Here is a 14,082-nt window from a genome sequence, read left to right as displayed (position 1 = left end):
CTGTATGTCTTGGTCGACACAAATATGCTCTGACTCTCAGCCTTTATGGATTTCAAAACACGCTCTAAGAGAAATCAGTCTTAAATCATCAGCGGCCGAATCTAAACAGGTTCGGCCGCTGATGATTTAAGACTGATTGGTCAGTTGCTGCTGTTGCTGGCGCAGGTTATTGATGATTTCATTAAGCCGGTCGTCTTCCTTTCGAATTGTCCGTTTCCCCAAGACAAAGTAGGCGAAGAGCATCCATAGTACATAAAGGGTAAGGACAACAATCCGGGATGCGAGTGGCATTAGCCCCAGGATTTCGATGAAATACAGGCCAAAAGCTCCGTTAAGCAGGAGGTAGTAAACAGGGCCGTTGATGCGAATCAGGCGCTTTCTGAACACGTAATAACCTTCCCATTGGTGCAGGTGATCAGTTACCGTTGTCGTTACGTCGATACGCCGAAGCTGACTGTATACGCTCAAGTTGATTAGTCCCTGGCCAATACAAATGACTGCTAATAGCACGATGGCTACATAAGTCAGTGTGAACCGGAACTGTAAGCCGATGCCAAAGCCGAGAATAAGGAGTAAAGCAGCTGTTACAAATAACATAACAGCGCCAAACAGTTGTGTGCGCTCCAGCTTTCGTTGTTGCGAGGCTGTATTACGTACTAACTGCTGACTATCAATTGGCGCTGGGACCGAAGGAGCCTGCTGCCATAATTGTTTGAACTCGTCAAAGTTGTCCATGTTGCTGAAACAGGCTGGTGAGTTGTTGTTTAATACGGTGAATTTTGACGCGTAAGTTGCCTTCTGAAATCCCAATTATCTGAGCGATCTCCGAGTACGTTACGTCGTCCAATACCAGAGAAATAATGAGCCGATCTGTTTCGGCCAGCCGATTAATACATTGATAGAGGAGTTGCACCTGCTCGTCAGCCGTATCAGTCTCGTTGGCCAGCATACGCGTATGTTGTTCTTGAAGTTGATCAGTCGCTTGTCGCTTTGTTGTGCGGAGGTGATTCAGGCATGTATTGACAGCGATGCGATAGATCCAGGTACTAACTTTAGCCATTCCCTTGAAGTCCGGGAGATTTTGCCAGACGCGTATGAATGTTTCCTGCATCAAGTCCTGGGCCTGCGCGTAATCCCCGGTGTAACCCAGGCAAAGTTTCATGACACGGGGGGCATAAGTTCCGTACAACTCATCGAACGCTGGGGTAGTCGGTCGGAGGTTCGTACTGCTCATCGAGGTGTTTGCAGAAAGGCGTCGAGTTGTGAATAAAACCAGGAAGGATCGTCGTACATGATGAAGTGCTTTGTGGTAGCAACGGCAATCGTTTTTTGACTAAGGTGTTTGTACTGCTCGGTCAGAACCCGTTCTGAAATCTCCTCGCTATTCATGTACAGACTTCCTAATACCAAGGTTGGTGACTTTATCGATGCAATTGCTTGACGAAGATCGGTTGTACTCATTTCGACCAGCGTATAACCCAGGGTTTTTCGGTCGGAGAGGGCCGACCAATGCGCAATTTGTCTAGCCCGAGCCGTATCGCTCACCTGAGTGAGCATCGATTTTGCCATCTTGGATTCATAGGAAGCGGACGGCAGGTTGACGAAATTCTGCGCAACAGCTTCTGCATTATATAACGGGTTTTTCCGCAGGGAATCAGCTGTAATATCCGGATTCACCATGCTGGAAATGAACGGAACCCCGTCTACGCAAACCAGTTTGCCGATAAGGTCGGGCGCTTGACTGCTTATCCATAGACTCATAAATTTATCCATAGACTCATAAATGCTCCCAGACTATGACCAATCAGCACAGGCTTATCAAGTCTTTTATCTCGGATGTACCGGATAATCTCGTCACGAACGGTTTGCAGAACCGGCTGTTTGATGGGTGCTACGCCGGCATATCCGGGCAAGGTCAGAACGTGACATTCGTATCTGTCTTGTAGATGCGCCACTGTTTCGTTCCAGACCGTCCCGCTGCAGGAATAGCCGGGTAGCAGTAAAACAGGCTGCCCCTTACCCGTAACGGTTACCTGGAATGAATAGGGTTGAGCAAAGCTCAATTGGGCTGTAATGAGGATGATAAAGCAAAGGATGGTCTTCATATCGATAACGGATAATAGGTTCGAAAAAGAAGACCGCGTTGGCGCCAGTGCGGTGTTGTCAGGGATTAGAAACCGCTGGATGGTATTTGTTACACCTTCCGCAGAAAATTTTTTATGGACTATTTACTTTTCCTTTTCGCGTACTTGTTAGTTTGATAATAACCTATTCGTAGAAGTGATTTAACCACCTTAAATATAATATACCACATGCATCGAAATAGTAGCCTTGCGTGGTTGGATGTTATGATCTCGGTACTAGTCCACGCCCAACCCGCTAATTCGGATTGGCGGATTATTGACCAAGATATCAATCCTGCTAATTATTAAGGGATAACCGTTGCTAACGGCCTGATTGGGCTCATGTCTTCACCGGATCCTGTGAAAGTGAAGGGTGTAGCACTTAACGGGGGTTGGTTACAACGGGTACGTCTTCTGGGACACAGAACTATGGACGTATCCTCCGCTCTCGTTACTCAAACCAGATATTGTGAAATTATTACTCGAGTATCGGTTCGAGCATATGGCGATGGCCCGTCAGAATGCATTCAGTTACGGGTATGCCGGGGTTATGTTTTAAAAGGAGTCGGACCGGAGAGTAAAACCGTACAGATCAAATAAAACAAAGCGGGCGAATCGATGACCTTCTCAGTCAGGATTCGCCCGCTTCTCTGTCGAGTTGCGTTTTACCATTGAGCAATCGGCATATTGGATGTCTGTAGCTCAAGCTTAACCTCTTTAGATTGAACTGCCGACTTATTTAACGCGATGTAAATCGACTTGATAGCGCTCTCGATACGTTGCCAGCCTTCTTCACTACGAAGATCAATACTGATCATGGTCCGGTCGTTCTGGGCCATAATAGTCAGATAGGTCATCGCTCCTAAAATGATGGCCGAAATAGCCTGTGTATCGGCACCACTAACAAATGAAAGCTGCGACACGAGCCGGGTCATTTCCTCGTCTTGTGCTTTTGCTGTTGATTCAGCAATCGGGTCATTTTCAATAACGCTCGCCTTTAGGATTTCGCGGGCTGCTTTGAACGTGCGGAAATGACGGAAGGTTTGAATAACCTGTCGATACCAGATGCGGGCGATATCTGACTCATGCAGAGGACGGATCTGATCAAGCAGAGACGGAGTAAACACTGGGAAAAGCTTTCCCATTTTTACGTAATATTCCAGCAGGCCTTCCATGCCGCCGAAGTAACGATAAATAAGAACTTTACTTACGTTTGCTTTCTCTGCGATTCTGTTAACTCCTACTCCTTCCAGCCCCCGTTCAGAAATCACCTCTTCCAGCGCTTCAACAATGCGCTGGGTTGTTTTGGCACGGTTTCTTCTTACCTTTTCGTCTTTGTCCATATTGAACCAATTCTTAGTATTATTCAGGGAGTTGTGTCTATTTGACTGTAATAAAGATATAGGGTCACTCAAGGAGAATATGGCTCAAGTGATTAAGTTAACAAAAGGAGTGATTTTAGATCAACTCGTCAAGAATTGTCAACAATGAAAAATAACCTAATTCGCTGAGTGGTTGATCGGTAGAAGCCAGAAAGTAACGAGTGGCTATGCTGGTGTGGATAGCAAATAAAACAAAATTTTTGTATGACGACAACCTACCGCATCATTTTGTAACAAAAGCAGGTTATTACGTAGACTTCAGAAGAAGCCATAACAAAAAAGCCGCTTGAGTGACCAAGCGGCTTTCCGTCGTTGCCCGAGAAGGATTCGAACCTCCACAAACAGAACCAAAATCTGTCGTCCTACCCTTAGACGATCGGGCAATTGCGAGTGCAAAGATAAAGGTCAAAAGCAGGTAAAAGCAAGTGTAATCCTAAAAAAAAATTCAATTTTAGAGCTACAATTGCCTTACCTGCTGATTAACAGTGACAAAGAATTATAGTCCGCTAATTGCTACGGACGGATTTATCTTTTTAACTAGCCCTTGCAACACTTTACCCGGACCCGACTCAATGAATTCGGTAGCGCCATCGGCCACCATCTGCTCAACGGAAGCAGTCCAACGGACCGGAGCCGTGAGCTGGGCGATCAGGTTTGCCTTAATTTCTTGTGGATCGGTAGTCGCCTTTGCGTTGACGTTCTGGTAAACCGGGCAACGTGGGGCACTAAAAGTCATCTCTTCCACCGCCTGCGCGAACTCAGTTCGGGCGGGTTCCATAAACGGTGAGTGGAAAGCACCACCTACGGCCAACGGCAAAACGCGTTTTGCTCCGGCAGCTTTAAGTAGTTCACCTGCTTTCTCAATGCCAGCTACACTGCCCGAGATTACTACCTGACCGGGGCAGTTGTAATTAGCAGGAACAACGATCTCATCGGCTACCTCAGCACAAATGCGCTCGATGGTCTCATCTGGCAGGGCGAGTACAGCCGCCATACTAGACGGCGCCAACTCGCAGGCTTTCTGCATAGCAGTAGCGCGAATTGATGCTAGTTTCAGGCCGTCAGTAAAAGATAATACTCCGGCTGCTGTCAGAGCAGCTAGCTCACCAAGGGAGTGACCTGCTACCATGTCCGGAGCAAATGATTCTGTAGTCAAAGCAAGCACCACTCCATGCAGGAAGACGGCGGGTTGCGTGTAGATAGTTTGTTTTAACTCTTCGTCGGTTCCTTCAAACATGATCTTATTCAGATCATAGCCTAGAATTTCATTAGCTTGGTCGAATAACTGACGGGCCGATTGGCCATCCTGAGTTTTCTGATCCGGATTCTGGTACAGATCCAGACCCATGCCTTTAAATTGAGATCCCTGTCCGGGGAATACGAATGCTTTCATGCCGTTGTTATTGATGTATAGTGTCACTAACTAATGGCACAAAATAAGCCCCTGCAAAACGGTTCACCAAACGGAATGAAACGAGGACTATCAATAGCTTGATAGTCAGAAATTTACTGAGGTTGTTAGACTATAACATGTATGTACACAAAAAATCGATGACGCAAGATCACATGGCGAACAAAGCCATTATATGTAGTGTTTCTCTAATGGTAGCACCGCTATTTTTACTGACTGTAAATAAGGTTCAAAATAAGTGAAATGGGCCGCTAATCTTGTTTCCAACGCCTTTGTGGTTTAGTTTTGGTGCGCCGTACAAAGCGGCTTTTTTTCAACCGTTTACACTAAATTTTCGTGTCGTTCATCCTATGGCTTGGGTAACACAAACACTATCCAGCTCCCTCGGTCGCAAGGTCATTATGTCGCTGACGGGACTTTTTCTCAGTACGTTTCTAATTGTGCATATGGCCGGTAATTTACAGCTCTTTAAGGGCGACGGTGGCCGGGCATTCAATGAGTACACGTACTTCATGACTCACAATCCGCTTATCATCACTGTATCGTATCTGCTTTACACGTCGATTCTGGTTCACGCACTGATGGCACTCATTCTGACGCGCCACAACCGCGAGTCGCGTCCAGTTCAGTATGCGTATACAAAACCAGAAGCGAACAGCGCTTGGTCGTCACGAAACATGGGTATTTTGGGCACAGTTCTGCTGTTGTTCATCATCATCCATATGCGCACGTTCTGGTATGAGATGCACTTCGGGGCCGTTCCTATGGCTGAGTACGATGGCAAAGAGTACAAAGATCTGTACTCAGTTGTGCAGGTCGCTTTTGGCGAATGGTGGTACGTGTTACTGTATGTAATCTGTATGGCTGCTCTGGGTTATCACCTGGCCCACGGCTTCCAGAGTGCATTCCAAACGATGGGAATTCGGCACAAGAAGTATACTCCGCTGATCGAAGCGCTCGGTACATATTTCTTCGCTATTATTATTCCACTGGCATTCGCGGCTATGCCAGTCTATGTGTTTTTACAGGTTCACCATATAATTTAAAGAGTGGAAGAGCGAAGAATTGAAATTGCGAGTAGCTTTTTCACTCCTCCGCTCTTTCACTCTTTCGCTCTTTAAATTATGAAACTGGAGTCTAAAATTCCCGAAGGACCGTTGCCCGAAAAATGGTCACGGCAAAAATTCAGTTTAAAACTGGTCAACCCAGCTAATAAACGGAAGTATGATATCATCATCGTTGGAACTGGTCTGGCTGGGGCGTCGGCTGCTTCTTCGCTAGCTGAACTTGGTTACAACGTAAAAGTATTCTGCTTCCAGGACAGTCCACGTCGTGCGCACTCAATTGCTGCACAGGGTGGAATCAACGCTGCTAAGAACTATCAGAATGACGGCGACAGCGTGTTCCGTCTGTTCTATGATACGATCAAAGGGGGGGATTACCGGGCTCGCGAAGGGAACGTGTATCGCCTGGCCGAAGTGAGTGTCAATATTATCGACCAGTGCGTAGCGCAGGGTGTACCTTTTGCGCGTGAGTACGGCGGTTTGCTGGCCAACCGTTCATTCGGTGGAGCTCAGGTATCGCGTACATTCTATGCTCGTGGTCAAACAGGGCAGCAGTTGTTACTTGGCGCTTACTCGTCGCTAAGTCGGCAGGTGGCTAACGGTAAAGTGAAACTGTACCCACGTACTGAAATGCTTGATCTCGTCGTAGAAGGCGGTAAAGCACGGGGGATCATTACACGGAACCTGATCACCGGTAAAATCGAATCGCATTCGGGGCATGCTGTACTGCTGTGCACGGGTGGCTACGGTAACGTATTTTACCTGTCGACCAACGCTATGGGGTCGAACGTAACGGCGGCCTGGCGGGCTCACAAAAAAGGAGCGTTTTTCGCAAATCCATGCTTTACGCAGATTCACCCAACCTGTATTCCTGTATCAGGCCACTACCAGTCGAAACTGACGCTAATGTCAGAATCGCTACGTAATGATGGCCGGGTATGGGTACCAAAAACGGTAGAAGACGCCGAAAGAATCCGGAAAGGGCAATTGAAACCTGCGGATCTGTCCGAAGACAAGCGAGATTACTTCCTCGAACGTCGTTATCCTTCGTTTGGTAACCTGGTTCCTCGTGACGTGGCGTCGCGTAACGCCAAAAACATGTGCGACGAAGGCCGTGGTGTGGCTAAAACGGGTCTGGCAGTTTATCTGGACTTTGCGGATGCGATCAAGCGGGATGGTCTGAAAACGATCGAAGCGAAATACGGTAACCTGTTTGAGATGTACGAAAAAATCACCGGCGAGAATCCATACGAAACGCCGATGATGATTTATCCTGCTGTACACTACACCATGGGTGGTCTTTGGGTTGATTACAACCTGATGACGAACATTCCTGGTTTGTACGCACTGGGCGAAGCTAACTTCTCAGACCACGGCGCGAACCGGCTGGGTGCTTCGGCGCTGATGCAGGGGCTGGCTGATGGCTACTTCGTTATTCCATATACCATTGGTGACTACTTGGCTACGATTGGTCCTGCCGATAAGATTCCTGTTGATTCCCCTGCCTTCAAAGAGGCTGAGAAAAAAGTAAATGACCAGATCAAACAGCTGCTGTCAATCAAAGGGGAGCGCCCGGTTGACGACTTACACAAAGAGCTGGGTCATATCATGTGGGAATACTGCGGTATGTCGCGTACGGCTGAGGGGCTAAAGATTGCGAAAGGCAAGATTCAGGCGCTGAAAAAAGAATTCTGGTCGAACGTAAAAATTCTGGGTGACGCCGAAGAAATGAACCAAGCACTCGAAGCAGCTGGTCGCGTGGCTGACTTTATCGAGTTGGGCGAACTAATGGTCGACGACGCACTGAACCGGAATGAGTCCTGTGGAGGTCACTTCCGTGAGGAGTACCAGACACCAGACGGCGAAGCACTACGCGATGATGAAAATTACACGTACGTAGCAGCCTGGGAGTACGCAGGAGAAAATCAACCTGAAGTACTCAATAAAGAAATCTTAGAGTTCGAGAATGTGAAACTAACACAACGGAGCTATAAGTAAGAGTTATAAAGTTTTAGGGTTATAAAGTTGTTTAGCTTGTGTGAAACAGAACTTTATAACGCTATGACTATGCAGCTTTAGAACTTCTTAAGAAGATGAAAATTAATCTAAAAGTCTGGAGACAGAAAAATAGCAATACACCAGGAAAACTAGTTGATTACCAACTGGACAACGTATCTGAGGATATGTCGTTCCTGGAAATGTTCGATGTACTGAACGATTCCCTAACCCGCAAAGGTGAAGATCCGGTTACGTTCGACCACGATTGCCGCGAAGGGATTTGCGGTACGTGTTCCATGTACATCAACGGCCGGGCGCATGGTCCACAAACCGGTGCAACAACCTGCCAGTTGCACATGCGTTCGTTCAGCGACGGTGATACGATCGTTGTCGAGCCCTGGCGTGCGCGGGCTTTCCCAGTCGTTAAAGATCTGATGGTCGACCGGTCCGCTTTTGACCGGGTAATCCAAGCGGGTGGTTACGTATCGGTTAATACCGGTTCGGCTCGGGACGCTAACGAAATCTTGATTCCTCGTACCATCGCCGATGAGGCTATGGATGCGGCCGCCTGTATTGGTTGTGGCGCCTGCGTAGCGGCCTGTAAGAATGCGTCGGCGATGCTATTCGTTTCGGCGAAAGTGTCGCAACTGGCTTTGCTGCCGCAGGGACAGGCTGAACAGCGCGAACGGGCTGAGCGTATGGTGGCGCAGATGGATTCCGAGGGCTTTGGTGCCTGCTCATTCACCGGTGCCTGTTCGGTGGAGTGTCCAAAGTCAATCTCGCTGGATCACATTGCCCGTCTAAACCGGGAATATTTAGGAGCAAAATTAGCCTCTGACAACGTTCAGGGGTAAGCTGAAATTCCCATAAAAAGAAAGCCTGCTCACACTGAGCAGGCTTTCTTTTTATGGGAATTATATAGACAACTAAGCCGTCGCGCCTTCTTTCAGTCGTTCGGCGTTTTCGGTGATCCGTAACTGTTCAATGAATTCGCCGATGTCGCCGTCCATGACCGCGGTTAAGTTGTACACCGTCATACCAATCCGATGATCTGTGACGCGGCTTTGGGGATAATTGTACGTCCGGATTTTGTCGGAACGATCACCACTGCCCACCATTGTTTTCCGCTGTGAAGCAATAGCGTCGTTGTGTTTCTGCAACTCAATTTCGTATAACCGCGACCGGAGTACGGTCATGGCTTTGTCCAGGTTCTTCAACTGCGAACGTTCATCCTGACACTGTACAACCAGACCTGTTGGGATGTGGGTCAGACGAACGGCCGAGTACGTTGTGTTAACGGACTGACCACCTGCTCCCGACGAACAGAACGTATCTTTCCGGATGTCGTTCATGTTGATTTCTACGTCCACTTCCTCCGCTTCGGGCAGAACGGCCACACTGGCTGCCGAGGTATGAATCCGGCCCTGGGTCTCAGTGGCAGGTACGCGTTGAACCCGATGGACACCCGACTCAAACTTGAGTTTGCCGTACACGTCTTCGCCTTCCACTTCAGTAATAATCTCTTTGTAGCCGCCCGATGTCCCTTCAGTGTAATCGACCAGCGACATCCGCCAGCCCATTTTCTCGCAGAAACGCTGGTACATCCGGAAGAGGTCACCGGCGAAAATGGCAGCTTCGTCACCACCCGTGCCACCCCGGATCTCCAGAATGACGTTTTTGCTGTCATTTGGATCTTTCGGGATCAGCATTTCCTTCAGCAACTCTTCCTGCGTTTCCCGACGCGGCACTAATTCGTCCAGCTCAGCCTTGGCCATTTCCCGGAAATCCTCGTCTTTTTCGGTAGCCAGAATCTGCTTGGCATTTTCGATCTCCTGGAGCAGTTGCGTGTAGCTTTGATACTGCGTAACAATCTTCTCCAAGTCTTTATATTCCTTACTCAGCTTCATGAATCGCTTCTGGTCCGAAACTACTTCGGGCTGCACGATTTGCTGAGAAACTTCGTTGAAGCGCTCGCTGATGGCTTCTAACTGATCAAGCATAACGTATATGGCTAAACTGCTGTGTATAGCAGCGAACGTACTGATTAATAAAGTACAAAATTACGAAAATCCTGCCACTTACCGCTACCGGCGTCAAGCCGGCTAACACGGACCAAACTATTGAGCCGGGTCGCTACCGCTACCCCAGCCCTGCGCGCGGATCGGTGTTTGCTGCCCGGCTTTAGTCGCCAGTATAACCTGAGCAGGATCGGCTGTCAGATAGCCAATAGCTGTAATGCGTGCGTTGGTTGAGAGCTTCTCGAATTCCTGTGGGCGAACTGTAAACAGAAGTTCGTAATCTTCTCCACCATTCAGGGCCGCCGTTATTGGGCTGATCTTAAATTCTTCGGCTGCCAAGTGGGTCTGATCGTCGATGGGAATGTTTTCATCGAAAATTACCGCGCCCGTGCCAGATTGACGACACAGATGAAGTAGCTCCGATGCTAATCCATCCGAAATATCGATCATCGCTGTTGGCCTAACGCCCAGATCGCGCAGCTCGTGAACAATGTCGGTGCGTGCATCGGGACGAAGCTGACGCTGAATCAGATAACTCCGTTCTTCCGAAAGAGAAGGTTGCATGTTCGGATCGGCCAGGAAGACCTGTTTCTCCCGTTCTAATAATTGGAGTCCTAGATAAGCCGCGCCTAAGTCGCCCGTTACGCAAAGTACATCGTTGGGCTGTGCCGTGTTCCGGTAGGTAACAGCGTCTTTAGGAACCTTACCCAAGACTGATACTGATAGAATCAACCCAGAACGGGAAGCCGACGTATCGCCCCCAACCAGATCCACATTGTACGCTTCGCAGGCTGCCCGGATACCCTCGTATAGTTCGTCCACAGCTTCGACCGGAAATCGGCTACTTAAACCAATACTTACCGTGATTTGGATCGGCAGGCCGTTCATGGCCGCAATATCCGATACGTTGATGGCAACAGCCTTATATCCCAGGTGCTTGAGTGGCATGTACGTCAGGTCAAAGTGAATACCTTCGACCAGCATATCCGTTGCCAGTAAGCCATACTCATTGCCCCAGTCAAACACGGCTGCATCGTCGCCAATACCCCGAATCGTTTCAGTATGTGTAGGGGCTGGCGTTGCCTGACGAATGCGTTCGATCAGACCAAACTCCCCTAATGTATTCAAATCAGTCATAGTGCAAAAAAACAAAAAGCCGTTCCGCTTGCTTTCCGGAACGGCTTTCGGCCCAAATTGGTTTGATCGAGCTTATGGATTCGACAGAGTATATCGGTTAATAGTACCACCGGTTTTCCTGTCACCCTCTGTTCGAGTTAGAATTACTGAATTGTCGTTAAGGTCACTGATATCAAACTCTACTCTACCGTTTGCATCCGATGGGGAAGGGTTTAGGTTAGATAATACCAACCGGGTATCTGAGGAAAGTGAATACTGGCCAACAAACAAATTTCCGTCGAAAGCCGTGTACCGAGCCACCGGAGGATTACTCAGGTCCAGTTTAAACCCTGAATAGCCAGGCTTCGCGTTGCCAGTTGCCCCTCTTGTGTAGACCGTCGTGCTGTTTTCTTCGGCTTTCTGGATGGTCCAGACCTTGGCAATTCGCTCTGAGACGGGGGCAACTTTTTTGCCACCGCAGCCAGAGAGGAAGCCCACTAGTACAAACGCCAATAAAAAAGAAATGAGAGAATTCGTTCTCATAGTTAATTGATTCCTTAAATCAGAAGTGGCTAAAGTTACACTAATTTTGTGAGTGGCTGCAAAAATGGTACCCAATATTTACTCGGCCTAATAAAAATGTACGACGTAACTCAGACGGACCCCATTAAGCAATACACACGGATGCAACTGGCTCTTCGTAATGGAACGGATCGTGACGAAATCTGGTGTGCCTACGCTGGAATTATTTACGATGTGTCCAACTCACGGCTCTGGCGGAACGGGAAACATTACGAGCATTGGGCGGGGCAGGATCTGACCGAAGAGTTAGCTGATGCACCCCATGCCGACTGGGTGTTTGCTAAATTCCCCATCGTGGGGCAACTGATCTAATCCTTATGATACTGATTGCCGACAGTGGTTCGACGAAGACGGACTGGTTACTACTAGATGGATTGCAATCTCAACGTATTGTACAGACCGACGGTTTTAACCCATACTATCAGACAACGGAGCAGATTTATGCTACGTTACAGACTCAGCTTCTCCCCCAGCTGCCGACTGAGGACGTCACGGACGTGTTTTTCTACGGAGCTGGTTGTAGTGGCCCGGCCGTAAATCCCGTTATCGAAAACGCTATTCGAGTGTTGTTCCCTGATATACAAACGGTTGACGTGAACAGTGATATGTTGGGGGCTGCCCGGGCGGCAGCGGGAAATGAGTCAGGAATCGTCTGCATTCTGGGAACGGGCTCTAACGCCTGTCGATACGATGGCAAGCAGATTACCCAGGAAATTTTATCGCTAGGATTCTGGCTGGGCGACGAAGGGAGTGGGGGATACCTAGGAAAAACGTTGGTACGTGATTTCTTTCAAAACCGGCTCCCCGATGAGTTACGTGTTACGTTCGACCAAAAGTATGCGCTCGACCGTCCAACGCTGTTGGAAAACGCGTATCAAAAACCGTATCCTAACCGATATTTTGCCTCATTTACGCCGTTCCTGACCGAACATTTATCTCATTTACACGTACAACAATTAGTGCATGAAGCGTTTCGCTTGTTTCTGGAAACGTACGTTATTCGATTGCCGGACGCGTCAACATTGCCAATCCATTTTGTTGGTTCAATAGCTCACTACTTTCAGGAGCAGTTGGCGCAGGTAGTTGAGCAGTTGGGGCTAACAATGGGAAGAGTAATCAAATCACCCATTGATCGACTCGCCGACTACCACCAGACCCACTGAGTTTATGGGTGATCGTATCTAAACCAAGGCCGCGCTGCCGTACCTTTGTGGGAAGGCGCACCAACAAATGCCGTATATAAGCGTTGGATAGGCTGGGCGTTCTGTTTCAATCCAACGTAAAGAGAGTACGCAACCTGAATGAGTAATGGCAAATCGGTATTTTTTGAAAGTAAAAGAGGTGATTCGGGAAACCCCCGACGCCGTGACGATAACATTCTGGCACCCCCTTAACGAAGAGGTTCGCTATCAGCCAGGTCAGTTCTTAACGTTCCTGCTCAATATCAACGGACAAAAATTACGTCGTTCGTATTCGATGGCGTCGTCGCCCCACGTAGACGTATCGCTTGCAGTGTCGATCAAGCGCGTACCGGGTGGCCTGGCCTCCAACTACCTCTGCGATCAGACCAAAGCGGGCGATATTCTGGAAACGCTGGAGCCTATGGGTACCTTCGTGCCGAAATTGGAACCCCAGAATCGCCGGACGATTGTCCTGATAGGGGCCGGAAGCGGTATCACGCCCCTGTTTTCGATGGCGAAGTCGATTCTGCACGTTGAGCCGAATACCCGCGTGTGGCTAATTTACGGCAACCGCAATCAGTCGTCAATTATTTACAAAGCGCATCTGGACGCGATGGAGCAGGCCTATGGCAAATCGCGTTTTCAGGTTACCCACGTACTGAGTCAGCCTGACGCTGGTTGGGACGGGCTAGAAGGACGTCTGAATCAGCATACCCTGACCAGGTTGCTGGAGGGTCAATTGGCCAAAGAACTTCAGAGCGCCAGTTTCTACCTCTGCGGTCCTGACGGCTTACTGACCGAAGTCCGCTCAGCCCTGACGATTATGGGGGTACCAACCACGCAGGTGTTCAAGGAGAGCTACGCAACAGCTCCCGTTCCAGTGGGCGAAGTCATCGAAGATGCGGCTAATGCCGAGGATAGTGGTTCGCCGGAAGTGACTGTCCTATACGAAGGCAGTGAATACAAATTTGCTGTAGCTCCGCATCAGACCATTCTGGAAGCAGCTCTCGATCTAGATATTGACCTGCCATATTCGTGTCAGGCGGGCATGTGTACGGCCTGCCTGGGGCGTTGTGTCTCCGGTACGGTGAAACTGGATGAGGAGGATGGCCTGTCGGACTCTGAATTAAAAGCCGGTTACGTCCTTACCTGCGTCGCGCATCCTGTGGGACGCGACGTCGTGATCGAGATCGAGTAAGAGAATGCT

General features: G+C 48.8%; 15 protein-coding genes, 1 tRNA gene and 1 pseudogene. 7 read left to right on the top strand and 10 right to left on the bottom strand.

The window, feature by feature from the left end:
• Positions 1-126: 126 nt before the first annotated feature.
• The 4 genes from ACYVAD_RS05755 to ACYVAD_RS05740 are packed head-to-tail and all read right to left on the bottom strand — an operon-like array spanning position 127 to position 2,105.
• Positions 127-735, bottom strand: a complete 609-nt coding sequence (locus ACYVAD_RS05755) for a hypothetical protein (protein ID WP_461138495.1) — start codon at positions 733-735, stop codon at positions 127-129.
• Positions 722-1,234 (bottom strand): RNA polymerase sigma factor, encoded by a 513-nt coding sequence (locus ACYVAD_RS05750; protein ID WP_461138494.1) that lies wholly within the window; start codon positions 1,232-1,234, stop codon positions 722-724. The genes ACYVAD_RS05755 and ACYVAD_RS05750 overlap by 14 nt, the downstream gene beginning before the upstream one ends.
• Positions 1,231-1,761, bottom strand: coding sequence for an alpha/beta fold hydrolase (locus tag ACYVAD_RS05745; protein WP_461138493.1), 531 nt, complete (start codon positions 1,759-1,761; stop codon positions 1,231-1,233). Before ACYVAD_RS05745 ends, ACYVAD_RS05750 begins: the two co-directional genes overlap by 4 nt.
• Positions 1,758-2,105 carry an alpha/beta fold hydrolase gene (locus ACYVAD_RS05740; protein WP_461138492.1) on the bottom strand — a complete coding sequence of 116 codons (348 nt, stop codon included), beginning with the start codon at positions 2,103-2,105 and terminating at the stop codon, positions 1,758-1,760. The genes ACYVAD_RS05745 and ACYVAD_RS05740 overlap by 4 nt, the downstream gene beginning before the upstream one ends.
• Positions 2,106-2,517: 412 nt before the next feature.
• Between ACYVAD_RS05740 and ACYVAD_RS05735 the strand changes: the two are divergent.
• Positions 2,518-2,682, top strand: a pseudogene (locus ACYVAD_RS05735) (hypothetical protein); the annotation flags it as partial.
• Between the two features lie 106 nt (positions 2,683-2,788).
• Here ACYVAD_RS05735 and ACYVAD_RS05730 read toward each other — a convergent pair.
• The 3 genes from ACYVAD_RS05730 to fabD all read right to left on the bottom strand — a co-directional run bounded on the left by ACYVAD_RS05730 (position 2,789) and on the right by fabD (position 4,898).
• Complete coding sequence (locus ACYVAD_RS05730) at positions 2,789-3,466, bottom strand: TetR/AcrR family transcriptional regulator (protein ID WP_461138491.1); 678 nt, start codon at positions 3,464-3,466, stop codon at positions 2,789-2,791.
• Positions 3,467-3,817: 351 nt separating this feature from the next.
• Positions 3,818-3,888: transfer RNA gene (locus ACYVAD_RS05725), tRNA-Gln, on the bottom strand.
• A 113-nt stretch (positions 3,889-4,001) separates the two neighbouring features.
• Positions 4,002-4,898, bottom strand: a complete 897-nt coding sequence (fabD, locus tag ACYVAD_RS05720) for an ACP S-malonyltransferase (RefSeq protein WP_461138490.1) — start codon at positions 4,896-4,898, stop codon at positions 4,002-4,004.
• A gap of 368 nt (positions 4,899-5,266) precedes the next feature.
• Between fabD and ACYVAD_RS05715 the strand changes: the two genes are divergently transcribed.
• The 3 genes from ACYVAD_RS05715 to ACYVAD_RS05705 all read left to right on the top strand — a co-directional run bounded on the left by ACYVAD_RS05715 (position 5,267) and on the right by ACYVAD_RS05705 (position 8,832).
• Positions 5,267-5,962: a succinate dehydrogenase cytochrome b subunit gene (locus ACYVAD_RS05715; RefSeq protein ID WP_461138489.1), complete on the top strand. Its 696-nt coding sequence runs from the start codon at positions 5,267-5,269 to the stop codon at positions 5,960-5,962.
• Positions 5,963-6,040: 78 nt separating this feature from the next.
• On the top strand, positions 6,041-7,978 hold the full coding sequence (locus ACYVAD_RS05710; protein ID WP_461138488.1) for a fumarate reductase/succinate dehydrogenase flavoprotein subunit: 1,938 nt from the start codon (positions 6,041-6,043) through the stop codon (positions 7,976-7,978).
• 95 nt (positions 7,979-8,073) lie between these two features.
• Entirely contained in the window at positions 8,074-8,832 is a 759-nt protein-coding gene (locus ACYVAD_RS05705; RefSeq protein ID WP_461138487.1) for a succinate dehydrogenase/fumarate reductase iron-sulfur subunit, read from the top strand.
• A 72-nt stretch (positions 8,833-8,904) separates the two neighbouring features.
• On the opposite strand, the gene prfA is transcribed toward ACYVAD_RS05705, so the two are convergent.
• From prfA to ACYVAD_RS05690, 3 genes are all read right to left on the bottom strand, one after another.
• Positions 8,905-9,978 carry a peptide chain release factor 1 gene (gene prfA, locus ACYVAD_RS05700; protein ID WP_461138486.1) on the bottom strand — a complete coding sequence of 358 codons (1,074 nt, stop codon included), beginning with the start codon at positions 9,976-9,978 and terminating at the stop codon, positions 8,905-8,907.
• Between the two features lie 117 nt (positions 9,979-10,095).
• Positions 10,096-11,133, bottom strand: a complete 1,038-nt coding sequence (thiL, locus tag ACYVAD_RS05695; RefSeq protein ID WP_461138485.1) for a thiamine-phosphate kinase — start codon at positions 11,131-11,133, stop codon at positions 10,096-10,098.
• A gap of 72 nt (positions 11,134-11,205) precedes the next feature.
• Entirely contained in the window at positions 11,206-11,655 is a 450-nt protein-coding gene (locus ACYVAD_RS05690; protein WP_461138484.1) for a hypothetical protein, read from the bottom strand.
• 96 nt (positions 11,656-11,751) lie between these two features.
• On the opposite strand from ACYVAD_RS05690, the gene ACYVAD_RS05685 reads away from it, so the two are divergent.
• The 3 genes from ACYVAD_RS05685 to ACYVAD_RS05675 all read left to right on the top strand — a co-directional run bounded on the left by ACYVAD_RS05685 (position 11,752) and on the right by ACYVAD_RS05675 (position 14,073).
• A complete protein-coding gene (locus ACYVAD_RS05685) occupies positions 11,752-12,006 on the top strand; it encodes a cytochrome b5 domain-containing protein (protein WP_461138483.1) in 255 nt (84 codons plus the stop codon).
• 5 nt (positions 12,007-12,011) lie between these two features.
• Positions 12,012-12,857, top strand: a complete 846-nt coding sequence (locus tag ACYVAD_RS05680; protein ID WP_461138482.1) for an N-acetylglucosamine kinase — start codon at positions 12,012-12,014, stop codon at positions 12,855-12,857.
• Positions 12,858-13,002: 145 nt separating this feature from the next.
• Positions 13,003-14,073: a 2Fe-2S iron-sulfur cluster-binding protein gene (locus ACYVAD_RS05675; RefSeq protein ID WP_461138481.1), complete on the top strand. Its 1,071-nt coding sequence runs from the start codon at positions 13,003-13,005 to the stop codon at positions 14,071-14,073.
• The last annotated feature ends 9 nt before the right edge of the window (positions 14,074-14,082 follow it).

This window comes from Spirosoma pomorum (genome assembly GCF_054776615.1).
Note: the sequence above shows the minus strand (reverse complement) of the source record. Positions and strands in the feature narration are given on the sequence as shown.

Coding starts and splice junctions, on each gene's coding strand:
- ACYVAD_RS05755 (WP_461138495.1), bottom strand. CDS start 735: ATGGACAACTTTGACGAGTTCAAACAATTATGGCAGCAGGCTCCTTCG.
- ACYVAD_RS05750 (WP_461138494.1), bottom strand. CDS start 1,234: ATGAGCAGTACGAACCTCCGACCGACTACCCCAGCGTTCGATGAGTTG.
- ACYVAD_RS05745 (WP_461138493.1), bottom strand. CDS start 1,761: ATGAGTCTATGGATAAGCAGTCAAGCGCCCGACCTTATCGGCAAACTG.
- ACYVAD_RS05740 (WP_461138492.1), bottom strand. CDS start 2,105: ATGAAGACCATCCTTTGCTTTATCATCCTCATTACAGCCCAATTGAGC.
- ACYVAD_RS05730 (WP_461138491.1), bottom strand. CDS start 3,466: ATGGACAAAGACGAAAAGGTAAGAAGAAACCGTGCCAAAACAACCCAG.
- fabD (WP_461138490.1), bottom strand. CDS start 4,898: ATGAAAGCATTCGTATTCCCCGGACAGGGATCTCAATTTAAAGGCATG.
- ACYVAD_RS05715 (WP_461138489.1), top strand. CDS start 5,267: ATGGCTTGGGTAACACAAACACTATCCAGCTCCCTCGGTCGCAAGGTC.
- ACYVAD_RS05710 (WP_461138488.1), top strand. CDS start 6,041: ATGAAACTGGAGTCTAAAATTCCCGAAGGACCGTTGCCCGAAAAATGG.
- ACYVAD_RS05705 (WP_461138487.1), top strand. CDS start 8,074: ATGAAAATTAATCTAAAAGTCTGGAGACAGAAAAATAGCAATACACCA.
- prfA (WP_461138486.1), bottom strand. CDS start 9,978: ATGCTTGATCAGTTAGAAGCCATCAGCGAGCGCTTCAACGAAGTTTCT.
- thiL (WP_461138485.1), bottom strand. CDS start 11,133: ATGACTGATTTGAATACATTAGGGGAGTTTGGTCTGATCGAACGCATT.
- ACYVAD_RS05690 (WP_461138484.1), bottom strand. CDS start 11,655: ATGAGAACGAATTCTCTCATTTCTTTTTTATTGGCGTTTGTACTAGTG.
- ACYVAD_RS05685 (WP_461138483.1), top strand. CDS start 11,752: ATGTACGACGTAACTCAGACGGACCCCATTAAGCAATACACACGGATG.
- ACYVAD_RS05680 (WP_461138482.1), top strand. CDS start 12,012: ATGATACTGATTGCCGACAGTGGTTCGACGAAGACGGACTGGTTACTA.
- ACYVAD_RS05675 (WP_461138481.1), top strand. CDS start 13,003: ATGGCAAATCGGTATTTTTTGAAAGTAAAAGAGGTGATTCGGGAAACC.